The 24,445-nt window shown below is 66.8% G+C and carries 20 protein-coding genes; 4 read left to right on the forward strand and 16 right to left on the reverse strand.

Annotated features, from left to right (window positions below; genetic code table 11):
- Positions 1-4 precede the first annotated feature (4 nt).
- The 9 genes from ACE5CZ_RS10385 to sucC form a co-directional block, all read right to left on the reverse strand.
- A complete protein-coding gene (locus ACE5CZ_RS10385) occupies positions 5-1,819 on the reverse strand; it encodes an ABC transporter ATP-binding protein (protein WP_374947254.1) in 1,815 nt (604 codons plus the stop codon).
- Entirely contained in the window at positions 1,816-3,549 is a 1,734-nt protein-coding gene (locus tag ACE5CZ_RS10390; protein ID WP_374947286.1) for an ABC transporter ATP-binding protein, read from the reverse strand. Before ACE5CZ_RS10390 ends, ACE5CZ_RS10385 begins: the two co-directional genes overlap by 4 nt.
- A 169-nt stretch (positions 3,550-3,718) precedes the next feature.
- Entirely contained in the window at positions 3,719-4,927 is a 1,209-nt protein-coding gene (ddaH, locus tag ACE5CZ_RS10395) for a dimethylargininase (RefSeq protein ID WP_374947255.1), read from the reverse strand.
- A gap of 44 nt (positions 4,928-4,971) precedes the next feature.
- The gene (gene purH / locus ACE5CZ_RS10400; RefSeq protein WP_374947256.1) at positions 4,972-6,633 is read right to left on the reverse strand and encodes a bifunctional phosphoribosylaminoimidazolecarboxamide formyltransferase/IMP cyclohydrolase; all 1,662 of its coding nucleotides are present in this window, start codon (positions 6,631-6,633) and stop codon (positions 4,972-4,974) included.
- Positions 6,630-7,223, reverse strand: a complete 594-nt coding sequence (purN, locus tag ACE5CZ_RS10405) for a phosphoribosylglycinamide formyltransferase (RefSeq protein ID WP_374947257.1) — start codon at positions 7,221-7,223, stop codon at positions 6,630-6,632. The genes purH and purN overlap by 4 nt, the downstream gene beginning before the upstream one ends.
- 2 nt (positions 7,224-7,225) lie before the next feature.
- Entirely contained in the window at positions 7,226-8,506 is a 1,281-nt protein-coding gene (locus tag ACE5CZ_RS10410) for a DUF6350 family protein (RefSeq protein ID WP_374947258.1), read from the reverse strand.
- A 52-nt stretch (positions 8,507-8,558) separates the two neighbouring features.
- On the reverse strand, positions 8,559-9,062 hold the full coding sequence (locus ACE5CZ_RS10415) for a hypothetical protein (protein WP_374947259.1): 504 nt from the start codon (positions 9,060-9,062) through the stop codon (positions 8,559-8,561).
- A 91-nt stretch (positions 9,063-9,153) separates the two neighbouring features.
- Positions 9,154-10,041 carry a succinate--CoA ligase subunit alpha gene (gene sucD / locus ACE5CZ_RS10420; RefSeq protein ID WP_374947260.1) on the reverse strand — a complete coding sequence of 296 codons (888 nt, stop codon included), beginning with the start codon at positions 10,039-10,041 and terminating at the stop codon, positions 9,154-9,156.
- A 35-nt stretch (positions 10,042-10,076) separates the two neighbouring features.
- On the reverse strand, positions 10,077-11,240 hold the full coding sequence (gene sucC, locus ACE5CZ_RS10425; protein ID WP_374947261.1) for an ADP-forming succinate--CoA ligase subunit beta: 1,164 nt from the start codon (positions 11,238-11,240) through the stop codon (positions 10,077-10,079).
- Between the two features lie 257 nt (positions 11,241-11,497).
- On the opposite strand from sucC, the gene ACE5CZ_RS10430 reads away from it, so the two are divergent.
- Complete coding sequence (locus ACE5CZ_RS10430) at positions 11,498-13,051, forward strand: hypothetical protein (RefSeq protein ID WP_374947262.1); 1,554 nt, start codon at positions 11,498-11,500, stop codon at positions 13,049-13,051.
- Between the two features lie 53 nt (positions 13,052-13,104).
- Positions 13,105-13,920, forward strand: a complete 816-nt coding sequence (locus ACE5CZ_RS10435) for an oxygenase MpaB family protein (RefSeq protein WP_374947263.1) — start codon at positions 13,105-13,107, stop codon at positions 13,918-13,920.
- A gap of 76 nt (positions 13,921-13,996) precedes the next feature.
- On the opposite strand, the gene ACE5CZ_RS10440 is transcribed toward ACE5CZ_RS10435, so the two are convergent.
- Complete coding sequence (locus tag ACE5CZ_RS10440) at positions 13,997-16,408, reverse strand: ATP-dependent helicase (RefSeq protein WP_374947264.1); 2,412 nt, start codon at positions 16,406-16,408, stop codon at positions 13,997-13,999.
- Positions 16,409-16,432: 24 nt separating this feature from the next.
- Complete coding sequence (locus ACE5CZ_RS10445; protein WP_374947265.1) at positions 16,433-17,470, reverse strand: glycerophosphodiester phosphodiesterase family protein; 1,038 nt, start codon at positions 17,468-17,470, stop codon at positions 16,433-16,435.
- Positions 17,471-17,597: 127 nt separating this feature from the next.
- On the opposite strand from ACE5CZ_RS10445, the gene ACE5CZ_RS10450 reads away from it, so the two are divergent.
- Complete coding sequence (locus ACE5CZ_RS10450) at positions 17,598-18,383, forward strand: Bax inhibitor-1/YccA family protein (protein WP_374947266.1); 786 nt, start codon at positions 17,598-17,600, stop codon at positions 18,381-18,383.
- Between the two features lie 14 nt (positions 18,384-18,397).
- Positions 18,398-19,564 carry a DUF418 domain-containing protein gene (locus ACE5CZ_RS10455; RefSeq protein WP_374947267.1) on the forward strand — a complete coding sequence of 389 codons (1,167 nt, stop codon included), beginning with the start codon at positions 18,398-18,400 and terminating at the stop codon, positions 19,562-19,564.
- Here ACE5CZ_RS10455 and guaA read toward each other — a convergent pair.
- From guaA to ACE5CZ_RS10480, 5 genes are read right to left on the reverse strand one after another with little or no spacing between them, the layout of a single operon-like run.
- A complete protein-coding gene (guaA, locus tag ACE5CZ_RS10460) occupies positions 19,548-21,137 on the reverse strand; it encodes a glutamine-hydrolyzing GMP synthase (RefSeq protein WP_374947287.1) in 1,590 nt (529 codons plus the stop codon). The two genes, ACE5CZ_RS10455 and guaA, sit on opposite strands and share 17 nt — an antisense overlap.
- The gene (locus tag ACE5CZ_RS10465; RefSeq protein WP_374947268.1) at positions 21,133-21,585 is read right to left on the reverse strand and encodes a DUF3817 domain-containing protein; all 453 of its coding nucleotides are present in this window, start codon (positions 21,583-21,585) and stop codon (positions 21,133-21,135) included. Before ACE5CZ_RS10465 ends, guaA begins: the two co-directional genes overlap by 5 nt.
- A gap of 4 nt (positions 21,586-21,589) precedes the next feature.
- Positions 21,590-22,417, reverse strand: coding sequence for an SURF1 family cytochrome oxidase biogenesis protein (locus ACE5CZ_RS10470; protein ID WP_374947269.1), 828 nt, complete (start codon positions 22,415-22,417; stop codon positions 21,590-21,592).
- Positions 22,414-23,853 (reverse strand): cation:proton antiporter, encoded by a 1,440-nt coding sequence (locus ACE5CZ_RS10475; protein WP_374947270.1) that lies wholly within the window; start codon positions 23,851-23,853, stop codon positions 22,414-22,416. Before ACE5CZ_RS10475 ends, ACE5CZ_RS10470 begins: the two co-directional genes overlap by 4 nt.
- 3 nt (positions 23,854-23,856) lie before the next feature.
- A complete protein-coding gene (locus ACE5CZ_RS10480; protein ID WP_374947271.1) occupies positions 23,857-24,390 on the reverse strand; it encodes a cation:proton antiporter regulatory subunit in 534 nt (177 codons plus the stop codon).
- Between the last annotated feature and the right edge of the window lie 55 nt (positions 24,391-24,445).

The raw sequence follows: 24,445 nt of genomic DNA on the forward strand, positions 1-24,445 counted from the left end.
CCTCTCACGCGAGTGATTCGCGCCAGGAGGCGTGGAGCGTCGCGAATCGACCCGTTCCGGCGATGAGCTCAGCGGGCGTTCCATCTTCGACGATCCGGCCGTGCTCCATGACCAGCACCCGGTCGGCGATGGCGACGGTCGACAGCCGGTGCGCGATGATGATGGCCGTACGATCGGCGAGCAGGGTCTGCAGCGCGTCCTGTACGAGGCGCTCGCTCGGAATGTCGAGCGATGCTGTGGCCTCGTCGAGGATGAGCACGGCGGGGTCGGCCAGAAACGCGCGCGCGAACGAGATCAACTGCCGCTGGCCGGCGGAGACACGCCCTCCCCGCTTGTTCACATCGGTTTCATAGCCGTTGGGCAGGCCCTCGATGAACGCGTGGGCCCCCACCGACCTCGCCGCGACCACGATCTCGTCGAACGTCGCGTCGGGCTTGCCGATCGCGATGTTGTCGGCGACCGTGCCCGAGAAGAGATAGGCCTCCTGGGTGACCATCACGACGGCTCGACGCAGGTCTTTCGGATGCAGGGAGCGCAGGTCGACGCCGTCGAGTGCCACCTCCCCGGTGGTCGGGTCGTAGAACCGCGATACCAGCTTCGCGAGAGTCGATTTGCCCGCGCCGGTCGAACCCACCAGCGCAATCGTCTGCCCAGCGGGAATGTCGAGATCGAAGCTCGGCAGGATGACACGGTCGCCGGAATACGCGAACTCGACGTCGGAGAACCGCACATGCCCCTTCGAGGTCCAGAGATCGATCGGACGCGTCGGATCCGGAACGCTGGGGCGCTCCTCGAGCACCCCCGAGATCTTCTCGAGGGCTGCGGCGGCCGACTGGTAGGAGTTGTAGAACATCGCCATGTCCTCCATCGGGTCGAAGAATCGACGGGTGTAGAGCACGACCGCGAGCAGCGCCCCCACCGCGAGCTGACCGTCGAAGACACGGAGACCTCCCACGAGCAGCACGATCGCGACGGTCACGTTGCCGATCAGCACGAGGCCGGGGTTGTAGATACCGAAGAGCCGGATGACCCGCGCGTTGGCGTCGCGATACTCCTCGACCAGCTTGCCGAAGTCGTGCTCGTTGCGCGAAAAGGTGCGGAACGCCTTGACCGCGCGGATGCCCGTCATCGTCTCGACGAATTTGACGATGACGTTGGCCGACGCCGTACGGGTCTGCCGGAACACGCGCTGCGAGCGGCGCTGGAACCATCTCGTGAGAATTGCGAGCGGCACCAGGGACACGATGAGGACCAAGGCGCTCAGGGGATCGACGAGCAGCAGCGCCACTCCCACGAAGGCCATGTAGAGCACTCCCTGCACCAGGTTGTTGATTCCCGAGTCGAGCAGTTCGCGGATCGAATCGAGGTCGCTGGTCTGACGCGAGATGATGCGTCCCGAGGTATAGCTCTCGTGAAACTCCAGGCTGAGACGCTGGGTCTGGAGGAAGACCCGGCGCCGCAGGTCGAGCAGCACGGCCTGGCTGATGCGTGCCGAGAGAACCGTGAACCACGCCACGAGTGCCGCGCCGATCACGCCCGTCGCGAGGTACGCGGCACCCGCGAGCGCCAGCGGCATCCAGTCGTTTTCGCTCAGGGCGGGCAGACCCCGATCGATGCCGAAGGCGATCAGGGCGGGCCCTGCCACCTGGGCGGCGGTCGACACGACGATCACGATGATGCCGACGATCAGTCGAGCCCGGAGAGGCTGCAGCAGCGATCCCAGAAGACGGATGCTGCGGGCCCGGATCTGGCGACTCTCGGCGCGCGAGAAGTCGTCGCGCTCTTCGCCACGGGTACCGGTCACACTGGACTGACTCATGAGGGGATCTCCGTGGCGACTGGCGCGGCTGTCGAGTTCGTGGGCTGGTCGTCGAGGCTCGATATGACGAACCGGTAGTGCTCGTTGTTCGCGATGAGCTCGCTATGGGTGCCCACAGCCGTGATGCGTCCGTCTTGCATCAGCGCAACTCGATCGGCGAGCGAGACCGTAGACGGCCGGTGCGCCACGATCAGGGCTGTGGTCGACGCGAGCACCCGGCGAAGCGCGGCCTCGACCAACTGCTCGGTCGTCACGTCGAGGGCGGAGAGCGGATCGTCGAGCACCAGAACCGACGGACGGGCGGCGACCGCCCGGGCGAGCGCCAGCCGCTGGCGTTGGCCGCCCGAGAGGCTCAGCCCCTCTTCTCCCACGCGGGTGTCGAGCCCGTTCGGCAGGTCGAAGACGAACTGCGCCTGCGCGACGTCGAGCGCCTCGGCGAGGTCGGCCTCCGTCGCATCCGGTCGGCCCAGCAGCACGTTCTCGCGAACCGTCGCCGAGAACAGCGTCGCATCTTCGAAGGCCATCGCTATGTGACCCCTGAGTTCGTCGAGCGCGAGATCCCGCACGTCGATTCCGTCGAGCGTCACGGCACCCCCCGTGACGTCGTAGAGGCGCGCCGGAAGGGCGGTGAGGGTGGTCTTGCCTGAACCGGTGAGGCCTACGAGGGCCATCGTCTCGCCCGGCTCGATCACGAGGTCGATGCCGTCGAGCAGGTCGGCAAAGCGAGCCGGTGAGTCTTGATAGCGAAAATGAGCGTTCGTGAAGACGAGCCGGCCCCGAGGATCGAGGATCGTCTGGGGCGTGGACGGGTCGACGATGGTGTCGACCTCGTCCATGACCTCGAAGAAGCGATCGGTCGCCGTCTTGGCGTCGATCGTCATGGCGAGAAAGAACCCCATCGACTGAATCGGAAAGAGCAGCACTGTGCCGGTGGCGAAGAAGGCCACCAGCTCACCGACGCTGGACTGCCCGGACCGGGCGAGCCACACGCCGACCACCAGGGCGACTGCGAATGCGACGTCGGGCACGAGCAGAAGCCAGAGCCAGATGCCCGCGACGGCACGCGCCTTCTCGAGCTCGGTGCCCTGCAACTGCTCTGCCTGCGTCTCGAAGCGTTTCAGCGCGTGCGAGCCACGGCCGAAGGCTTTCAGCACCCGGATGCCGTGGACACTCTCCTCGACCGCCGTGGCCAGGTCGCCCTGCTGATCCTGCCCCCGACGGGCCGCGAGGGAGTATCGCTTCTCGAACGCGTAGCCGTAGACGAGCACGGGAATCGACGCGACGACGAAGATCGATCCGAGCACCCAGTTGAGCGAGACGAGGATGACGAACCCGATTCCGAGCGTCAGTGTATTCACGATGAGGATCACGAAGCCGAAGGCCATCCATCGACGGATCAGGTTGAGATCGCCGATCGCGCGCGACAGCAGCTGACCGCTTGGCCACCGATCGTGGAAGGCGACGGGCAGACGCTGCAGCTGGCTATAGAGGCTGTTGCGCATGTGCGCCTCGACGTGCGTTCCGGGGGTCAGCACCAGCCAGCGTCGAAGTGCGATCAGCGCCGCTTCGGCAACGCCCAGCGCCAGCACGAGGCCGACCGAGAACCAGACGAGCGACACGTCGGTTCCCGTGAGCGGCCCGTCGACGAGCCACTGCAGCACCTGGGGAATCGCCAATGCCACGAGGCTCGCCAGCAGAGACGCCACGATCGCAACGTAGATGCGCGGCATCGCCGGCTTCGCGTAGCGGTACAACCGGCCCAAAGAGGCCAGGGTGGACGGGGGTGCGGGCGTGAACACGGAGAAACCTCGAGAACAGGGGGGTGGGGATCCACCCGGATCCGGGCAGCCTTCTAAGCTACTCCCGACTGCCGCCGCTGCGCAACGCGCTACGCGCCGGTCAGCGCACGCGAACCGAGAGGCAGGTCACGCAGGCCTCGAGCTTCTCGAACTCCGTGATATCGACGGCGATCACCCGATAGCCGAGGCTCTCGATGAGTTGCGCCGACTCTGGGGCGGCGGAAGACATCAGCACGGTGTCGTCGGAAAGCACGACGACGTGCGCTCCGGCCTCTTCGGGCACGGCGAGAAAACGGTCGAAGATCTTCGGGTCGTCGACGACCGGCGGATATCCGATGACCGTGCCGTCGGGAAGGGCCGTGACCGCACTCTTCAGGTGCAGAACCTTCGAGGTCGGCACGGCGATCACGGTGTAGCCGAGCGGGGCCAGAATGTGACGGAGCTGCCGAATGCCTTCGGCGTTCGTGCGTCCGCCACGCCCCACGTAGACACGCTTCTCGATCTTCAGCACGTCTCCCCCGTCGAGGGTGCCCGGCTGCACGATTCGCGTGACATCGAGGCCGAGCGAGCGCACGCTCTTCTCCACGTCGACGATCTCGGCTATGCGGGTCGGCGCCGCGGGGCTCGCGAGCACGGCGAGTCGGCCGAACATCACGACGGAGTCCTCGACGAAGACCGAATCGGCCAGTTCTGAGGCGCGCTCGACCTCGACCGGCCTCCATCCCGCCCCGATCAGCGTCGCGACGTACGATTCCCACTGCTCGTCGGCGAGCTGCGGATCGACCTCGGCTCGCTCCAGGTGAGTGACGATGCCCTCTGCGAGGTTGGAGGATGGCCGCCGCACCAGAACCGTTCCCGACGCCGTGCGCGGCGGCGCCTCAGACCGACTGAGCGCCGAATACACGCGACGACCGAGCGTGGCCGTGGCCACGGTCGCCGTGAGGAGGAAGATCAGGTTGATGTTTCCCAGGGTGCTGAGAACGTAGGCGATCACCCTGGGGTCGAGCGCGTTGCCCTGGGCGAGGGTCTGGATGCCGGTGCCCACGACTGCGGCGACCACGCCGGACACCAGTCCCGCGATGGCCGCCGTATACCAGCGCGACAGGCGGGTCGTGAGGGCGAACACGAACACCAGCACGAGCAGCAGCAGCGTCGACGGCACGAAGAAGTTGTTGATCTGCAGCAGCACGATCGACTGCGGGTCACTGCCGACGAAGAACGAGAGCATGGTGGCCAGGTGCGTGATGGCGGCGATGAGCAACGCAGCCACAACGGAGGCCACGATCGGCCGCGGTCGGAAGAAATCCATGGGCGCGACCCTACTTCTGCTTTCTGTGCGCATGACGAACGCCTCTAGTGAAAGAAGTGCCGTTCACCTGTGAAATACAGGGTGACGCCCGCCGCCTGGGCCGCCTCGATGACTTCGGCGTCGCGAACCGATCCTCCCGGTTGAACGACCGCGGTCACTCCGGCATCGATCAGAACCTGCAGTCCGTCGGCGAACGGAAAGAATGCGTCGGATGCCGCAACCGAACCCGCGGCCCGGTCTCCCGCGCGGGTGACCGCGAGGTGGCACGAATCGACCCGGTTGACCTGGCCCATGCCGACGCCGACGGATGCCCCGCCCGACGCGAGCAGGATCGCGTTGGACTTGACGGAACGGCAGGCCTTCCACGCGAACTCGAGATCGGCAAGGGTCGCGTCGTCGACGTGCTTGCCGGCGACCCGCTGCCACTTCACCGAGCTGAACCCGGCGAATCCGTCGGGCTTCTGTGCGAGGAAGCCGCCGCTCACCTGTCGGATCTCGATCGCGTCGCGCTGGTAGCTTTCGGGAAGCGTCAGAAGTCGGATGTTCTTCTTGGCCTTCAAGATCTCGAGCGCCTCGGGCTCGAAGCCCGGCGCCACCAGCACCTCGGTGAACACCTCCGCGACACCCTCCGCCATGGCTTTCGTCACGATGCGGTTCGCCGCGATCACCCCTCCGAAGGCCGAGACGGGGTCGCAGGCGTGGGCCCGGGCGTGGGCTCCCGCGATCGCGTCGGCGTCGCTCGACTGCGCCACGGCTATGCCGCACGGGTTGGCGTGCTTGATGATGGCGACGGCGGGTTCGTCGAAGTCGAAGGCGGCGCGCACGGCCGCATCGGCGTCGACGTAGTTGTTGTACGACATCTCTTTGCCGTGCAGCTGGGCGGCCTGGGCGATGCCCGTGCCGTCCTCTCGCACGTAGAGTGCGGCCGGCTGGTGCGAGTTCTCTCCGTAGCGCAGGGTCGCCGATAGGGTGCCCTCGATAGAGAGTGCATCGCCGAACCCGGTCGTGTCGGCGGCTGCGCCATCCGTCGCCGTATTGGCGGCTGCGCCATCCGTCGCCGTGTCGGCGGCTGCGCCATCCGTCGCTGTGTCGGCGAACCATGAGGCGACGGCCGTGTCGTAGGCCGCCGTGTGGGCGAACGCCTTCGCGGCCAGATCACGACGACTCGCACGCGTGGTACCCGCCGGCAGCGACTCGATGATGCCTGCATAGCTCGACGGCGAGACGGCGATCGCGACGTTGGCGTGGTTCTTGGCGGATGCGCGCACCAGCGCGGGTCCTCCGATGTCGATCTGCTCGATCACGGCGGAACTCTCGGCTCCCGACGCGACGGTCTCGCGGAACGGGTAGAGGTTGACCACGACGAGCTGGAACGGACGAATGCCGAGCTCGTCGAGCTGGACCCTGTGCGACTCGAGACGGAGATCGGCCAGGATGCCCGCGTGAACCGCGGGGTGCAGTGTCTTCACCCGACCGTCGAGCGACTCGGGAAACCCTGTCACCTGACTCACCTCGGTGACGGCGAAGCCCGCATCGGCGATGGTCTTGGCGGTCGACCCGGTCGAGACGATCTCCACTCCGGCTCCGGCGAGGGCGGCGGCGAGTTCGAGGAGCCCGGTCTTGTCGCTCACCGAGATCAGTGCCCGATCGATGCGCACGACGTCGCGCTGGGTGTAGAGGTTCGGATCGTGGATTGGACCGCTCATGCTGTGGCTAGCTCCCTGAGGTCGACTCTGCTGTTCGCGATGTCGAGCACGGCCTGGGTGAGGAGGCGCCGCTCGATCGTCTTGATTCGTTCGTGAAGTTCGTATTCTGTGTCGCCGGGCTCGATGGCCACGGCCTCCTGCACGATCACGGGCCCGGTATCGACGCCCTCGTCGACGATGTGCACCGTGACGCCCGTCTGGGAGACGCCGGCGGCCAGAGCATCGCGCACGGCGTGCGCACCGGGAAACGCCGGAAGCAGCGCGGGGTGGGTGTTGATCAGCTGGGGAGACAGCGCTGTGACGACGCGGGGTGGCAGGATGCGCATGAATCCGGCGCACACGACGAGGTCGGGGTTCCACACCTGGATCTGCTCGAGAAGCTCATCGCCCCACGCGGCCCGCGACTCGAACGACGTGGGCACGACCGTGAAGGTCGGGATGCCGAACTCGTCGGCGTGGGACAGCCCGTCGGCGTCGTTGTCTGCGCCGACCGCGACGATTCGCGCCGGAAACTCGGCATCGGACTGCGCGTCGAGAAGGGCGCGGAGGTTTGATCCTCCGCCGGAGATGAGTACGACCAGCGACAGCACCGTCACAGTTTATGGGCATCCGTCTTCGGGTCGACGCGGCCGGATCCGCCGAACAGTCGTCGCGTGAGGCCGACCGTGAGACCGAGCGCGGCGCTCGGAGCGAGTTCGATCGCTGACCAGAGCCACACTTCGGCCGGATCCGGCCCGATGTCGATGAGGCGTCCCGGACCGGCGGCTCCACCCGACCAGAGAGCGAGAACGGCGAGAATGCTGGCCCCCACGACCCCGACACCCAGGCCTGACAGAACCAAGACCAGAGGGGATGCGGGGGCGTCCTTCGTGCTCAGCCGAGGCTTCAGGAGAACGCCCACGACGAAACCGATCGCGACGGGAACGACGATCACCGCATAGCCGAGCGTGGGAACACCCAGTGGCAGCGCTCCGAGAACCGGCAGGCCGGGCAGGAGACCCACCTGCGTGCCCACCGGCGACACGATGCTGCCTGAGCCGAGGGTGAACCCCGGGCCGAGCAGCCACGACGCGCCCCAGACGACGAGGTTCGGGATGAGCGAGAGCTGTCCGACCGTCAGGGCGATGCCGCCCACGAGGCCCGACTGAAGCGATTCGTACAGAGAGATGATCTGCCCGTAGTGGCCCACGACGAGGCCGGAGACCAGCACCCCGGCCACAGCCATCAGCGCGGCGACGGCGAGCGCGCCGCCTCGCGCCGAGAGCGACGCCACTGTTCTGACCGGCGTCGGCAGCCCCGCGACGATCGCGCCGAGACTGCGAGACACGATGTCGACCGCCTGTCCCGCAGCATCCGTCGCGGCCGCGGCGCCGGATCGGGAGAAGATACTCGTCGCCAGGCCGATCGCGTAGACGGCCGCGGGAAAGACGAGGGCCTGGAGCGCCGACGGGCGGGCGCTGTCGGAGCCCGCCCCGACGGCGACCAGCCATCCGATGCCCACGACCGTCAGAACGCCGACCGCGCCGCCCACCAGGCGATGCTCGGAATCGGCGAGCCGCCGGCCGGATCGCCAGCCGAGCAACAGCGTCAACACCGCGACGCCGAGCGGGGCGAACCCGATCTCGAATGGAACACCGGCTCCCTCGAGGGCCAGCCGGAGGGCCAGGGTGGGATCGATCGTGACGAGCAGGTCGACACCATTGCCGAGCAGCCAGAAGTTGGCAGCCACCCGCCAGAACGCACCGTAGTCGACGGCCAGCTCGAACTGGGTGAGCCAGAGGATCGTGAGGGGAACCAGAAGGATTCCGAGGCCGATGGCTCCGACGAGGAGCGCGTCGAGGAACGCGAGGAATGCGGTAAATGGTCGATTCATGCCGTGCCGAGCGTACCCCCTGCGCCCATGGCTGACAGGGCACCCCGCCGCTCTAGTGGAGGACCGCTTTGAAGATGATGATGACCAATCCGAAGAGTGCCGTTCCGATGCCGCCGAGTAGTCTCATCGGCCACGGCCTGCCCGCGTCGGCAACCGCCATCCAGCCCAGGATTCCCAGGACTATCGTGCCGACGACAAGCGCGACGAGGTACGCGGTGTCCTCGTCGATCACCCCGACGGAGCCGAGGATCAGGAACAGAAGTGGAATGATCGACGCGTACAGGAGTCCCACCGAATGGTGGATCCCGTCGCGGAAGGCCTGCCCGATTCCGATGATGCGGCCGTCGCGCTTTCCGTGGTTCGCCACGGCGATCGCGAATACGTGAGCCGCCCAGAACACGAGCATCGTCACGAATGTGACCACGAACACGTCGAAGTCATCGTCGTCGTCTTCGGCTACGGCGATGACCGCCGAGCTGATGATGGTGCCGTAGATCAGCTCGGGCGTCACGAGGGCGAGCCGGATGCGCTCCCAGCGGCTCTGCGACTCACCCATCGAGATCCCCATTCTGACGACGCACGCGCTCTCGGACGAACGGCGGGCACCCTCATCTTAGAGAGAAGGATGCCCGCCGTTCGTGTATGGATCAGAGTGCCGCGTAGACCTCGCGCAGCAGCGCGGCCGTCTCGCTCGGGGTCTTGCCGACGCGAACGCCGGCCGCCTCGAGGGCCTCTTTCTTGGCCTGGGCGGTTCCGGCGCTGCCCGAGACGATCGCCCCGGCGTGGCCCATCGTCTTGCCCTCGGGCGCAGTGAAGCCGGCCACGTACCCGACGACCGGCTTGGTGACGTGCGCCTTGATGAATTCTGCAGCGCGCTCTTCGGCGTCGCCGCCGATTTCGCCGATCATGACGATCGCCCTAGTCTCGGGGTCGGCCTCGAATGCCGCGAGCGCGTCGATGTGCGTCGTGCCGATGATGGGGTCGCCTCCGATGCCGATGGCCGTCGAGAAGCCGAGGTCGCGTAGCTCGAACATCATCTGGTACGTCAGCGTGCCCGATTTCGACACCAGGCCGATCGGCCCCTTACCCGTGATGTTCGCCGGCGTGATGCCTACGAGCGATTCGCCGGGGGTGATGATGCCGGGGCAGTTCGGGCCGATGATACGGGTCTTGTTGCCTTTCTGCGTGGCATAGGCCCAGGCCTCGGCCGCGTCACCGACGGGAATGCCCTCGGTGATGACGACGAGCAACGGAATCTCGGCGTCGATGGCCTCGATGATGGCGTCTTTGGCGAAGGCCGGCGGAACGAAGGCGATCGATACGTCGGCACCCGTGGTGGAGATCGCCTCCGCGACCGTGCCGAAGACGGGCAGCTCGAGTTCGCCGTGGGTGACGGTCGTGCCCGCCTTGCGGGCGTTGACCCCACCCACGATCTTCGTTCCGGCGGCGAGCATGAGCGCGGTGTGCTTGGTGCCTTCGCCGCCGGTGATGCCCTGCACGATGACCTTGGAATCCTTATTGAGGAAAATCGACATTCTTGTAGTGGTCCTTATCTTCTCGCGAGGAATAGTCAGTGGGAGGCGAGTTCGGCGGCCTTGTCGGCGCCCTCGTCCATGGTGGTCGCCAGGGTGACCAGGGGGTGATTCGCCGCGGCGAGGATGGCCCGGCCCTCGTCGACCTTGTTGCCGTCGAGGCGCACCACGAGGGGCTTCGTGGCGGTGTCACCCAGAACCTCGAGTGCGCCGACGATTCCGTTGGCCACTGCATCGCACGCGGTGATTCCGCCGAAGACGTTCACGAAGACGCTCTTGACCTGCTCGTCGCCGAGGATCACGTCGAGGCCGGCGGCCATGACCGCGGCACTGGCTCCGCCGCCGATGTCGAGGAAGTTGGCCGGTTTGACGCCGTTGTACTTCTCGCCGGCGTACGATACGACGTCGAGGGTCGACATCACGAGACCAGCACCGTTTCCGATGATTCCCACCTCGCCGTCGAGCTTGACGTAGTTGAGGTCGGCCGCCTTGGCCTTGGCCTCGAGGGGGTCGGCCGCGTCTGTGTCTTCGAGCGCCTCGTGGTTCGGATGCCGGAACCCGGCGTTCTCATCGAGGGTCACCTTGCCGTCGAGTGCGATGATGTCGCCGTCTTCTGTGAGCACGAGTGGGTTGACCTCGACGAGGGTGGCGTCTTCGCCCGTGTAGACCTCCCACAGCTTCACGAACACGGGTGCGACCTTGTCGACGAGCTCGGCGGGAAACTTCGCGGCGACCGCGATGCTTGTGGCCGTCTCGAGGTCGATCCCCGCAATGGGGTCGACCTCGACACGGGCAAGAGCTTCGGGACGCTCCACTGCGAGCTGCTCGATCTCGATGCCGCCCTCGTAGCTCGTCAGAGACAGGTACGAACGGTTGGCACGGTCGAGCAGCACGGAGAAGTAGAACTCCTCGGCGATGCGGGCGCCGCCGGCGACCATCACTCGCTTCACCACGTGGCCCTTGATGTCGAGGCCGAGAATCGCCTCGGCCGCTTCGAACGCGGCCTGCGGGTCTTTCGCAACCTTGACGCCGCCGGCCTTGCCTCGGCCGCCAACCTTGACCTGCGCCTTGACGACTGTCACTCCGCCCAACTTCTCGGCGGCAGCGCGCACCTCTTCCGGGGTGTCCGCGACGATGCCCGGGAGGACCGGAACTCCGTAGCTTTCAAACAGGTCTCGTGCCTGGTATTCGAACAGATCCACGCTCATCCAATCCGCTTAGGTCTCAGCCGGCACGGGGGTTGGTGCTCGGCTCGGAGAGTACTCAGGCGAGCTGCGGCTGACAGATTTGGCTGCTCCGCCGCAGACTTTCGCCACCTGAAACCTTACCGCCCTGAAGAACACGCACACATGCGAGCGGCCACACGCCCAGTCCTCCACAACGCGACGAACTCCGTTGCGATCCACCGAGATCGGTCAGCGGCGCCACGAGGCTGCCCTCGCCCGCGAGGGTGATCGGCATGACACAATCTCGCCGGCGCATCGCCGCCCTTCTCACCGCTCTCACCACGGTCGCCACGACCCTCGGACTCCTCCTGGCCGGGGCACCCCCGGCAACCGCCGCAGCCTCCACGGGCCACGGGGTCGGGCACCTCGCCGACGATGGGGTCGCATGGATCGGCTCCTACCGGCTCGACGACGGATCGCTCGTCTTCTGCCTCGAAGCCGGCAAGAAGGCACCCACCGGCCACCACTACGAGTTCGTCGACGCGAGCGCACTCGCACGATTCGCTCCCGACGACCTCGCTCGTCTCGCGTACATCTCACGCACGTCCGCGTCGTCGACCGATGCGACCGAAGCCGCAGCGGGGCAACTCGCGACGTGGAGCATCGCCAGCCTCAACGGCCAGAGCCCGGAGTATTACGCCCAACGGGCCGGCGCGTCCGGCCAAGCCGTGCTCGACCGAAGCCGTCAACTCCTCGAGACCGCCGCGGGCCCGCTGGGCGCGTCTCGGAGCGTCGCGGGCGCCGTCGCGCTCACGCCCGTCGACGAACACGGCCGCATGACCGTCACGAGCACCCTGACCGTCGACTTCCTGTCGACGGGAACGACAGTGCTGGCGGCGGGAAGCCACTCGGGCACGATGAGCCTGTCGGGTGCGGTCTTCGACGACGGAAAGGCTGAACGATCGGTGTCGAACGGCGATGTGCTGTCGATCACGACGACAGGCACGGTCCCGAGCTCCGACGTCGTGGCCACGGTCCGCTATGACGGCCTCCCCTACGGCTCGGCCTTCACCGCCGGGCTCGCCGGCGACGATGTGCAGCAGGTGCTCGTCGCACGTCCCGGGTCGGCCTCGGGCAGGGCCACCATCACCGCGACCGTGCCCTCGACGAAGGGTTTTCAACCCATCGTGGCCACTCAGGCCAGCGCGAGCGCCGCCAGCGCGGACGACGCGATCAGCGATGAACTGACCGTCTCGGCTCTGGTCGACCCCACCCGCGAAGGCCTGCTTGCCGGCTGGGGCCTCTATCGCCCGTCGACTCCCCCGACCACCGGATCCATGCCCGCCGCCGATGCGAACGGCATGCTGCCTGTTCCCGTCATCGTCGAGAGCTCGCTACTCGGACCCTTCGCCGATCCCATCTCTCCCGCCGCAGAGGCCCCGATCGACGCTCCGATCGTGTGCGCGGTCGAGATTCTCATCGAGACGGGTCCGGGCACCTACCGAACGCCCGAATGCACTCTGCCCGCGCCCGGATACTACGTCTGGGTCGAACGCATCGACGGCTCGCGAACCCCTGTCGAACAGGGCGGCGCGCGCATCCTGCCGTGGCAGTCGCCGTTCGGTACGGCGAGCGAGGTGACGTTCGTCGCGGCGCCGCCCGTTCCCGAAACACCTCCCGCGCCGCAGCCGGCTGCTCTGCCGGTACTCGCAGACACCGGCAGCACGGGCACGGGCACGCTGCTGTTGCTTTCCGGGGCCGCCCTCGGTCTCGGAATGCTGCTCGGCGTCGGGGTACTGTGGCGACGAAGGCTCGCCGTCCGCGGGCTGCATGCGACCGCCCGGTGAGCCGTCGGGGTTTGTCGTCGGCCCTCGCCTTATCCGACGCCGAGAGGAACCCCGTGGCCCACGCTCGACCCGCGAACAGCCCGCCTGTGCGTCGCATCGGTGACATCGCCGCAGAGTCGGTATTGATCGCAGCCGGCGGCCGTGCCATCCTGTTGCAGCTGGCGAATCCGGGCGTCGGGCGCGGGGTCGCCGAACACAGCGACTTCGCGTCACGGCCGCTCGATCGCCTGATCCGCACGCTGAGCTACGTCTACACCGTCGTCTACGGCAGTCCCGACCAGATCGCCGAGGCGGTGCGTTTCGTGTCGCGCGCACACGCACCGGTGCGGTCGACTGCGCGGGGCGCCGCTGCAGGATACTCGGCGTTCGATCCGCGACTGCAACTGTGGGTCGCGGCGACGCTCTACGACTCGGCGATCGACCTGCACGAACGTGTGTACGGACCTCTCGATGACGCGTCTGCCGAGCAGGTCTACCAGGACTACGCAGTCCTCGGCACCGCCCTTCAGGTTCCCCACGACCTGTGGCCGGCGAATCGGGCGGCATTCCGCGAATACTGGGCGCTCGAGGTCGAATCGCTGCGAACAGACGCCACGACTCGACGGGTGGCGCATGCCCTCCTGCACCCGACTGCCGCGCCGTTCTGGCTGAAGGCGGGCATGCCCGTCGCACGGATCGTGACCGCGGCACTGCTGCCACCGCCCCTTCGCGAGCAGTTCGATCTGCCCTGGTCGCCGGCCAGACGCCGCGTGTTCACCGCACTGCTGGCTGTCACCCGGGTCGTGTATCCGCGTCTACCGCGCGCGCTGCGGCACCTGCCCCGCGACCGCGCGCTGCGCGACGCTGCCGATCGAGCTTCTCGACGTTAGAGCTTCTCGACGTCAAATCTCTTCTACGTCAGAGCTTCTCGACGTCAAATCTCTTCTACGTCAGAACTTCTCGACGTCAGATCTTTTCGATGGGCGCGATCTTGATCAGCAGCTTCTTGGCTCCCGCGCTCTCGAACATCACGTGCGCCACACGCTTGGTGCCCTCTCCTGTGACCTGATTCACCCGACCCTCGCCGAAATCGCTGTGCCGGATGCGGTCGCCGGCCGCCAGCTCGAGGTCGCCGTTGTCGCGCACCTTGTTGGTGATCGTGTTCGCCCACTCGGCCTTCGGGCGCGGCGGAAGAGCCGGAAAATCGCTCGACTGAGAGCCGGACGTGTTCCATGCCTGTCGTGACGAGCGGTTGGCATTGAGTGCGCGAGGCTGAGTTCCTCCCCGCGACGTGGCCATGCCTGGCGACTGCACCCATTCGATGAGCTCGGCGGGAATCTCCTGGAGGTATCTGCTGGGCATCGCAACGGCCGTCTCGCCGTACTGGGCGCGCGTCATGGCGAGCGACAGGTACAGGCGTCTGCGCGCGCGGGTGATGCCCACATAGAACAGGCGGCGCTCCTCGGCCGGACCACCCGGCTCATTGGCCGACATTCGATGCGGCAACAGGTCTTCTTCGATGCCGGTGAGGAACACGGCCTCGAATTCGAGGCCCTTGGCCGTGTGGAGAGTCATGAGCGACACGGTTCCGCTGGAGTCGTCGAGGTCGTCGACCGCCGCCACCAGCGAGACCTCGGTGAGAAAGTCGATGAGCCCGCCGTCGGGGTTGTTCTTGCCGAACTCTTTCGTGACCGCCAGGAGTTCTTCGACGTTCTCGGCGCGCGCTTCGTCTTGCGGGTCGCGCTTGGCGCGCAGCGCCGTGACATAGCCGCTTCTCTCGAGCAGCAGGCCCAGAATGTCGAACACCGACGCCGCGCCCTGGTCACGCCCGGGATCGCTCATCTCCGACGCCTCATCGAGCAATGCGGCGAGTTGCAGGATCGCCGATGTGACCTTCGGGCCCAGCCCCAGCGAGCCCGCCTGCCTCATCGCCTCGCGGTAGGAGATCTCGTTCGCTTCGGCGAAGCTGGCGAGCTGCGTCTCTGTGGCGGGGCCGATGCCGCGCTTCGGGCTGTTCAGGATGCGCCGCAGCGCAAGCGCATCCTGCGGATTGGCAACCGAGATCAGGTAGGCCATCGTGTCTTTGATCTCGGCGCGCTCGTAGAACTTCGTGCCGCCGAGTACCCGATACGGCAGCGCCGACCTGATGAAGATCTCTTCGAGTGCCCGGGTCTGCGCATTCGTGCGGTAGAAGACGGCGATGTCTTTGTATGCCGTGCCGGCGTCGTGCAGCTTGGCGATCTCGTCGGCGATGAATTGGGCCTCGTCGTGCCCGGAGTAGCCCGTGTAGCCGAGGATTCTGTCGCCATCGCCGATGGCGGTCCAGAGTTTCTTGTCTTTGCGATCGAAGTTGTTCGAGATCACGGCGTTGGCGGCCGACAGGATGTTCTGGGTCGATCGGTAGTTCTGTTCGAGCAGAACGACCTTGGCGCCCGGGTAGTCGCGCTCGAACTCGACGATGTTGCGGATGTCGGCGCCACGGAACGCGTAGATCGACTGGTCGGAGTCGCCGACGACAGTGAGCGAGGCGCCCGCCACGGGGGGCTGCCCGGGGTCGACGGAGCCCGGCGACAGGGTCAACTCGTGGATGAGCGAGTACTGCGCGTGGTTCGTGTCTTGGTACTCGTCGACCAGAATGTGGCGGAACCGGCGCCGGTACTGCTCTGCCACGCGAGGAAAGGCGCGGAACAAGAACACGGTCTGGCTGATCAGGTCGTCGAAGTCGAAGGCGTTGGCCGCCTGGAGGCTGCGCGTGTACTGACGGAAGATCTCGACGAAGAGGGCTTCTTGAGGATCAGCGAAGTTGGCCGTGCGCGCGTAGCTCTCGACGTCGGCGAGTTCGTTCTTGAGTTTCGAGATCTTGGCCGACACCGACCCGACCGTGAACCCGAAGGTATCGGCCTGGAGTTCTTTGATGATGCGCTTGATGAGCACGCGACTGTCGGCCGAGTCGTAGATCGTGAAGCTCTTGGTGAAGCCGAAGTTCTCGGCCTCTCGACGAAGAATTCGCACGCACGCCGAGTGGAACGTCGAGATCCACATTCCCTGGGATGCCTGCCCGAGCAGGTGCTCGACCCGCTCTCGCATCTCGGCAGCGGCCTTGTTGGTGAAGGTGATCGCCAGGATCTGGCTCGGCCAGGCCTCGCGGCTCTCGATGAGGCTGGCCACACGGTGGGTGAGCACGCGCGTCTTGCCCGAGCCGGCGCCCGCGACGATGAGCAGTGCGGGGCCACGGTACTCGACCGCCTCGCGCTGCTCGGGATTGAGGCCGTCGAGAAGGTCGCCTTCTGCGCCGCTCGGGCCTGAACCGTCGAGGATGACGGGCTTCAGGCTCGCGGCGCCCGGGTCGGTCGAGGAAAGGTCGAAGAGGCTTGTCATGTCGCCTCAAGTTTAAGCCGAACCTCAGACAGTTCCCCGCGATCCGAACAGGGCGTCGCGTGCGGCGACGGCGAGGTCGGCCTGGTCGGCGAAGACCCCGTCGATGCCCGTCGCCAGAATCGACGCGAACTCGCTCTCCCAGTCGCCGAACGCCGACGCATCCGGGCCCTGTCGAAAGGCGCGGGCGAGAAACGTGTTCTCCGGCCGCAGAGTCCAGCAGTAGATTTCGAGCCCCGCTGCGTGGGCGTCATCGACGAGCGCCGACGACATCCGGCCCTTCTCAGACTCGACACGCGGCCGAATCAACTTCTTGTCGACGCTGATCCCCTCGACGTCGCGGCGGAGCATCCGAAGACCGTCGCGGGTGAGAAACGACGCGTAGCTGTCTGCGCCCGTGCCGAAGCGGGCGACCAGATCGGGAGGCGAACCGGCCGCCTCGAGCAGAAAGACGTTCTTCGACCGGATGCCCCGGCTCCGCAGCTGGTCGAGCACGGTCTTCTCGAACGACTCCACGGTGAGGCGTCCGTCGCCCGAGTTCCAACCGGCGCTCGTCAGCTCGGCAGCGACGAGCTCGTCGAGGGGCAGGCCGACCGATTCGAAGTAGTTCGCGTGCTTGATCTCGGCCACGAGCCCGATCGGACGGCCGTTCTCTTCGCTGGCGCGATCGAGAAGCTGCAGAAGATCGGAGAAGCGCATGATCGGGGCCTGCCCGTCGAACGACGAACTCGACTGCCTGATAGCCGGCAGACGCTCGCGAGCGCGCAGCGTCGAGAGTTCGGCCCAGGTGAAGTCCTCGGTGAACCAGCCTGTGTGCCGCACGCCTTCGATCGACTTCGTCGTGCGGCGCGAGGCGAACTCGGCGCGCGACGCCACATCGGTGGTTCCCGAGATCTCGTTCTCGTGCCGCAGCACGAGGATTCCGTCTCGGGATGCGACGATGTCGGGTTCGACGGCGTCGGCACCGAGCGCGATGGCCAGCTCGTACGACGACCGGGTGTGCTCGGGGCGATACCCGGGCGCACCACGATGTCCGATGACAAGAGGAAGCCGGGGTGCGGTCACACCACCACGCTAACCGGGATCGCCTGCGCTCTGGGCGAAAAGCCTGCGAAATCGCCCGGTCCACGGGTGAAGCTCCCTGTCGACCGGGTAGATTTGAACTCCGTCCACCTACGTACAAGAGGAACCCATGCCGTCGGCGAACCCCGCGTTCACACGCAACCCCGTCTTCAACGGAAAGGGCGCTGCTGACGCTGCGCCCACGATGTCGAGCACACAGCTGCAAGACCTGTACGAGCGCCCTTCGGCCACCCCGGCCGACACCTCGCGCATGACCTACGACGACACCATCGTCAAGACCGCACTGATGTTCGTCGTGCTGCTGGCCGCGGCCGTCGTCGGTTGGGTCGTTCCCGGAGTCTGGATCGCCGGCGCTCTCGTCGGGCTGGTTCTCGGCCTCGTCAATTCGTTCAAGCGCGAGCCCTCGCCCGTGCTCATTCTGCTCTACGCCGCGGCCGAGGGCCTCTTCATCGGCGGCATCTCGGCGTTCTTCGAGCAGCGCTACGAGGGCATCGTCGTGCAGGCCGTGCTCGCCACCCTGGCTGTGTTCGGCACCACGCTGGCCCTGTTCGCGAACGGAAAGATCCGCGCATCCAAGCGCGCGACCAAGATCTTCCTCGTCGCGATGGTCGGCTACGCCGTCTTCTCGCTGCTGAACTTCGTGCTCATGATCGCCGGCGTCTTTCCGGCCGACAACATGTTCGGCGCCCGCGCCGGAATCTTCGGAATCATCATCGGCGTCTTCGCTGTCATTCTTGCGGCCTACTCGCTCGTGCTCGACTTCGACTTCGTGCAGCGCGGCGTCAAGACGGGCGCGCCCCGCAAATACGGCTGGTCGGCCGCCTTCGGCCTCACCGTCACGCTGGTGTGGCTCTACGTCGAGCTGCTTCGCCTCATCGCGATCTTCCGCAACTAGCAGCCCGCACTCGCGTGTCCGCAGACGACATCGGCGGGGCCGTCCTTCGGGGCGACCCCGCCTTTGTCGTTTCTCATCGGCGCGATTCGCGCATCCCGGGCCTGGATGCGGCGCGGGGCCTGGCCATTCTCGGCATGCTGGCCGCCCACACCCTGCCGGGTGACGGCAACGCCTTCTACGACGGTCGCAGCTCGATCCTGTTCGCCACTCTCGCGGGAATCTCGCTCGGCCTGATGACCGGCGGAGCTCATCCGGTGCCCCGCGGGGCGGCCGTCGTCGGCGCGAGCCGGGGGCGCGCCAGGCTGTCGATCGTCATCCGGGCGCTGCTGCTCATCGCCCTGGGGCTCGGCCTCTGGCTGCTCGGAACGAACATTGCGATCATCCTCGACTCCTACGGCTTCATGTTCGTGGTCTGCGTGCCGCTGCTGTTCGTCAACCGCTGGGCCCTCGGCGCCCTCGCCGTCCTCTGCGCCGTTCTCGGCCCGGCCGTGGTCGAGGCGATCGCGGCGGCAACATCGCCGATCGGGCCGCTGCCCGTCGCGGCCGACAGCGCTCTTTCCATCCCGGTCTCGTGGCTCGACTCGTACTATCCGGCGCCCGTCTGGCTCGCGTACGTGCTCGCGGGTCTCGCGCTCGCCCGATTCGGAGTCACCCGACCCCGCGTGCTGCGCATCATGATCATCGGAGGCGCGATCGTGGCCGCGCTCGGCTACGGACTCTCGGCAGCCCTCGGCGATCCCGTCGTGGCGCATTCCGACACCACCGCGGAGGCGATCTCGTCGGGCGCACTCGCCATCGGAATCGTGGGCCTCGCCGTGGCAGGCGCCGGCCGGCTCGCGGGTGGCCCGGGCCGGATGCTCGTGCGCCCGCTGGGCCGGATGCTCGTGCGCCCGCTGGTCGCGGCCGGCTCGATGCCCCTGAGCATCTACACGGCGCAGGTGCTCGTCATCGCACTCGTCGCCGAGTTGCATCCAGACGCCTCCAGCGACGCGTTCTCGTGGATGCTGTTTATCAGCCTCGCGATCGGCTCACTCGTCTTCGCCGTCGCCTGGCGACTGCTCTTCGCGCAGGGCCCACTGGAGTGGCTGTTCGCGCGTCTGACGCTGCGTCGTGCGTGGCGAGTGCACCGAGACCCAGCCAGTGCAATTCAGCGCGGGGAAAGCGCTACTCCCACTCGATAGTTCCCGGCGGCTTGCTGGTGACATCGAGCACCACGCGGTTCACACCGGCTACCTCGTTGGTGATGCGGTTCGAGATGCGGGCCAGCAGGTCGTAGGGCAGGCGGGTCCAGTCGGCCGTCATCGCGTCTTCGCTCGACACGGGGCGAAGCACGATGGGGTGGCCGTAGGTTCGGCCATCGCCCTGCACCCCCACGGAGCGAACGTCGGCCAGCAGCACGACAGGGCACTGCCAGATCTCATCGTCGAGGCCCGCCGAAGTCAGCTCGGCTCGCACGATGGCATCGGCCTGGCGCAGCAGTTCGAGCCTCTCCCAGGTGACCTCGCCGACGATGCGGATGCCGAGGCCGGGGCCGGGGAACGGCTGGCGTCCCACGATGACCTCGGGGAGCCCGAGCTCGCGGCCGATAGCGCGCACCTCGTCTTTGAACAGGGCGCGCAGGGGCTCCACGAGCTCGAACTGCAGGTCTTCGGGAAGGCCCCCCACATTGTGGTGGCTCTTGATGTTGGCCGTGCCCGTTCCGCCGCCCGATTCGACGACGTCGGGGTACAGGGTTCCCTGCACCAAGAACTTGACGGGCCCGCCGTCGGTCGCCGCCGCCTCGAGCACCAGCGCCTCGGCGGCGGCCTCGAAGCTGCGGATGAACTCGCGGCCGATGACCTTGCGCTTCTGCTCGGGATCGGTCACTCCCGCGAGGGCATCCATGAACTGTTCGCGCGCGTCGATGGTGACGAGCCGCACACCGGTGGAGGCGACGTAGTCGACCTCGACCTGCTTGCGTTCGTCTTGGCGGAGAAGACCGTGGTCGACGAAGACGCAGGTCAACTGATCGCCGACGGCCTCGTGCACGAGTGCTGCGGCTACGGCGGAGTCGACTCCTCCGGACAGGCCGCAGATGACCTTGCCGTCGCCGACCTGCTTTCTTATCAGGGCGACCTGGTCGGTGATGACGTTGCTGCTGGTCCAGTCGGCGGGGATTCCGGCCGTGTCGTGCAGAAAGTTCTCGAGCACGCGCTGGCCGAACTCGGAATGCTTGACCTCGGGATGCCACTGCACGCCGTACATGCGGCGCTCCTTCGAGCCGAACGCGGCGACGGGGGTCGACGAGGTGCTTGCGAGAACCTCGAAGCCCTCGGGTGCCTGCGAGACCGAGTCGCCGTGGCTCATCCACACGGTCTGCGACCCGGGCTGGCCGCCGAGCAGCGAGCCGCCCTCTCCCGTGACCGCCATGTCCGTCGATCCGTATTCGCGCAGTCCGGTGTTGGCGACCTCGCCGCCCAGGGCGCGCGCCATGACCTGGAATCCGTAGCAGATGCCGAAGACGGGAACGCCCAGGTCGAAGATGGCGGGATCGAGTTCGGGCGACCCGGGCTCGTACACGCTCGACGGACCTCCCGAGAGCACGATACCCACCGGGGACTTCGCGGCGACCTCCTCTGCCGTGATCGACGACGGAACGATCTCGGAGTAGACGCTGGCCTCGCGCACCCGCCGGGCGATGAGCTGGGCATATTGCGCGCCGAAGTCGACGACGAGAACGGGCCGGGACTGGCTGTCGGGGCTGGACGTGCTAATGGGTGACCTCCACGGGGGCGGGTGCGGACAACTCGGCCTCGCGGCCGGCCAGGTACGACTTCACTTCACGGGTGATTCTGACCTCGAGAAAGAACGAGAGCAGGGGAACGATGCCGCCCAGGGCGATCAACACGAACTTCCGGAACGGCCAGCGCATGCGACTCCACAGTTGGAAGTCGGCGAACAGGTAGAGCACATAGAACCAGCCGTGGGCGATCAGGATGCCGGTGGACAGATTGACTGCGGCGACGGTGCCCTCGGGAACCAGCGCGAGAAAGCCCCGCGGGCCGCCCAGTTCGAGTTCGACGCCGAACGCGGGAACGTACTTGAGCACGACCTCGAGGCACAGCAGAAGCAGCATCACACCGGTGATGATCGACGAGACCCGGTAGAGCGTGACCGCACTGCGGATGCGCGGAAAATCGCGGGGTTTCGGTTCGAGGGCCATGCGTCTAGTGTATTCCGTGCTCGGCGAGGCTCCGGGCCGCAGCGTCGTGCTCGATCTCCTCGAGCTCGTCCTTTTCGCGCTCCCACGCATCCCGCGCGAGGCGGTACCAGAGGAACACGGCGAAACCCGCGAAGATCACCCACTCGGCGGCATAGAAGATGTTGAGCCAGTTGAGCTCGACCGAGCGATCGGGTTCGGGAGCGTCGATCACGTCGAGGCCGTCGGGGGCCGTGCTCACAATGACGTAGCCGCCGTAGACATCGGTCGAATCCGTGAGCGCCGTCCACATGTTGACCAGGGCCGCCGGGCTCATGGTGGTGAGGTCGAACGAATCGCCATCGCTCGACTCGGCGTCGTCGACATCGGGCGCATCGGGGTCGACGTAGCGTCCGTCGATGGCCTCGGGCTCGGATGCGCGGGGCTCGGCGGCCAGCGCGTCACGCGACGCGATGGCGGCGTCTCGATCGGCCGCCCAGCCCAGGGCGACCGCGAGGGCGGGTGTTCCCAGCTCATCGACCGCGAGGTGTCCGATGACCCAGTAGCCGGCGTCACCGTCGTTGAGCCTGTCTGCGACGATCCCGTAGTCCTCTGGCTCGAACGTGCCCCGGGTAGAGACGCGCTGCGCCGCTTCGACGGCAAGCACCGGCTGCTGCGGAGAGGCGACCGACGAGAGCGGCTGCACGGTCTCGGTGGGCCGGTCATCGACCTGGCCGCTCGACACCGCCCGTTCGAGCTGCCACTGCCCCAGACCCGCGAAGACCGCCGCAAGCACGAGGGCGAGCACCAGAGCGCCGATCCATCGCGGCCGGCGCATAACGCTGAAGAGGGTCAATATTCGCTGTCTCTCTCCCGGGCGCCGAGATCCCGGGACCCGAGGTCGTCGCTCTGGCGCATCGCCTGTTCGATGAGGGCGTCGATGTCGCCCGCGACGGGCTCCTGAGTTGCCGCGCCGGCCCGGGGCGTCGTGCCGAGCGTCGGCTCGCTGGTGTCGTCTGCGCGGGGCAACGACACGTTCTGCCCGGCCGTCGCCCCGCTGACCAGCGCGATCTCCTCGTCGAGCAGGGGATCCCGCATCCTCTTCGCCTGAGCGGTCTGCGACGACGCGGGCCGGAGGATGAGATTCGCGATCTTCTCCGAGTTCGCGGCGAGAATCGGGCCCATGATCGCCATGATCAGAACGTAGAGGCCGGCGAACGGCTGGATGCGTTCGTCGAGCCCCGCAGACAGCGACAGGGTTGCGAGGATGAGCGCGAACTCGCCCCGGTTCTGCAGGATGACGCTCGCGTTGATGCCGGCCCGTGGACCGAGTTTGTTCAGCCACGCGACGAACTGGCCGGCGCCCGCGTTCAAGACCACGGTCATCAGCACGGCGCCGAGAACGGGCATGATCACCGGCGCGAACTTCGTCGGGTCGAGCCCGAGTCCGAAGTTGAGAAAGAAGAACGCGCCGAAGACGTCTCGCAGCGGGATGGCGATGTTCTCGATGCGGTTGCGGTACCGGGTCGCGCCCAGCACGAGTCCGATCAGGAACGCGCCGATGGCATCCGTCACGCCGAGGATCTCGCCGATGCCGCCGAACATGATGGCCAGGCCGAAGAACAGGATGGTGAAGAGTTCGTCGTCTTTGGTGCGGAAGAGTCGCGACACGAAGCGCCCGCCCCAGCGGGCAACGGTGAACATCACGATGAGGAACAAAAATGCGATTGCGAGCTTGCCGACCACGGGCCAGACCTCGGTCTCGCCCGACAGCACGACAGAGACGATCGCCAGGTAGATGGCGATGAAGATGTCTTCGACGACGGTGACGCCGAGGATCATCGGCGTCTCGGGATTGGCCAGGCGCTTGAGCTCGATGAGCAGTTTCGTGACGATGGCGCTCGAACTCGTCGCGGTGATTCCCGCGACGATCAGCGCCTCGCGCGTTCCCCACCCCAGCATGAATCCGAAAGCGAACCCGGCGCCCATGTTCAAGGCGATATAGGAGCCGCCCGAGATGATCAGCTTGCCGGCGTTCGAGAAGAACTCGTCTTGATCGAACTCGAGGCCGAGGTTGAACAGCAGCAAGACGAGCCCGAACACGGCCATGAGTTCGATGTACTCGGTGTGCACGAACTCGAGGGGAAAGAAGTGAAAGTTGGGGCTCGCCAGCAGGCCGACGGCCATGTAGATCGGAATCGCGGGCAGGCCGATGGCCTTGCCGAGCCGGCCGAGAACGTAGGCGATGACGAACAGGGCGCCCAGGATGAGCAGATCGGGCCCGAAGTGCATCGCCTAGCGCCCGGGGGAACCGTCGACGGCACCGCTCTTGGCGCGCATCTCGCCCGTACGGAAGAAGTTGAACGCCTTGGCGACCTTCTCCGGCGACCCGGCCACGACGAGGGTGTCGCCCGGAAAGACCTTGAAGTCGGGCGCGGGAGCGGGGTTCGCCGATTCGCCCCGTACGACGGCGACGACGGTGAGGCCGACGATGTCGCGCTCGGCCGTGTTGCCCAGCGGCTGCCCGGCTATGTGGTCTTCGTAGTCGACCGTGAACCAGTCGATGCTGAGACCGGGTATCTGGTCGAGGGCGGTGAGCGACTCGGTGATCTGAGTGCCGCCGAGAAGCTCGGCGAGCGTGCGTGCTTCATCTTCGCTGAGGCGCAGCGAGACCTTCGCCGCGTCTGAGGTGTTGTCTTCGTCGGCGAACGTGATCAGGTCGCTGTGGCCCGAGCGGTGGGCGATCACGCCCACCTTGCCGCCGTCGGCCGTGATGAAGGTGTGAAGCACCCCCACTCCCGGAAGCTTGACCCGTCGAACATCGACCATGACTGAACTCCTCGGGTGGCTGCAACGTGCGGGCGGAAGACCTCAGTCTACCCGC

The sequence above is a fragment of the Agreia sp. genome, assembly GCF_964263775.1.
Classification (GTDB): domain Bacteria; phylum Actinomycetota; class Actinomycetes; order Actinomycetales; family Microbacteriaceae; genus Agreia.

What these genes read in the sequence shown, in the direction of transcription:
- ACE5CZ_RS10475 (WP_374947270.1), bottom strand. Translation starts at nt 23,853, where the DNA reads ATGCACTTCGGGCCCGATCTGCTCATCCTGGGCGCCCTGTTCGTCATC.
- ddaH (WP_374947255.1), bottom strand. Translation starts at nt 4,927, where the DNA reads ATGGATTTCTTCCGACCGCGGCCGATCGTGGCCTCCGTTGTGGCTGCG.
- ACE5CZ_RS10410 (WP_374947258.1), bottom strand. Translation starts at nt 8,506, where the DNA reads ATGAATCGACCATTTACCGCATTCCTCGCGTTCCTCGACGCGCTCCTC.
- purH (WP_374947256.1), bottom strand. Translation starts at nt 6,633, where the DNA reads ATGAGCGGTCCAATCCACGATCCGAACCTCTACACCCAGCGCGACGTC.
- ACE5CZ_RS10390 (WP_374947286.1), bottom strand. Translation starts at nt 3,549, where the DNA reads ATGCCGCGCATCTACGTTGCGATCGTGGCGTCTCTGCTGGCGAGCCTC.
- ACE5CZ_RS10415 (WP_374947259.1), bottom strand. Translation starts at nt 9,062, where the DNA reads ATGGGTGAGTCGCAGAGCCGCTGGGAGCGCATCCGGCTCGCCCTCGTG.
- ACE5CZ_RS10450 (WP_374947266.1), top strand. Translation starts at nt 17,598, where the DNA reads ATGCCGTCGGCGAACCCCGCGTTCACACGCAACCCCGTCTTCAACGGA.
- ACE5CZ_RS10430 (WP_374947262.1), top strand. Translation starts at nt 11,498, where the DNA reads ATGACACAATCTCGCCGGCGCATCGCCGCCCTTCTCACCGCTCTCACC.
- ACE5CZ_RS10480 (WP_374947271.1), bottom strand. Translation starts at nt 24,390, where the DNA reads ATGGTCGATGTTCGACGGGTCAAGCTTCCGGGAGTGGGGGTGCTTCAC.
- ACE5CZ_RS10465 (WP_374947268.1), bottom strand. Translation starts at nt 21,585, where the DNA reads ATGGCCCTCGAACCGAAACCCCGCGATTTTCCGCGCATCCGCAGTGCG.
- ACE5CZ_RS10440 (WP_374947264.1), bottom strand. Translation starts at nt 16,408, where the DNA reads ATGACAAGCCTCTTCGACCTTTCCTCGACCGACCCGGGCGCCGCGAGC.
- sucD (WP_374947260.1), bottom strand. Translation starts at nt 10,041, where the DNA reads ATGTCGATTTTCCTCAATAAGGATTCCAAGGTCATCGTGCAGGGCATC.
- ACE5CZ_RS10385 (WP_374947254.1), bottom strand. Translation starts at nt 1,819, where the DNA reads ATGAGTCAGTCCAGTGTGACCGGTACCCGTGGCGAAGAGCGCGACGAC.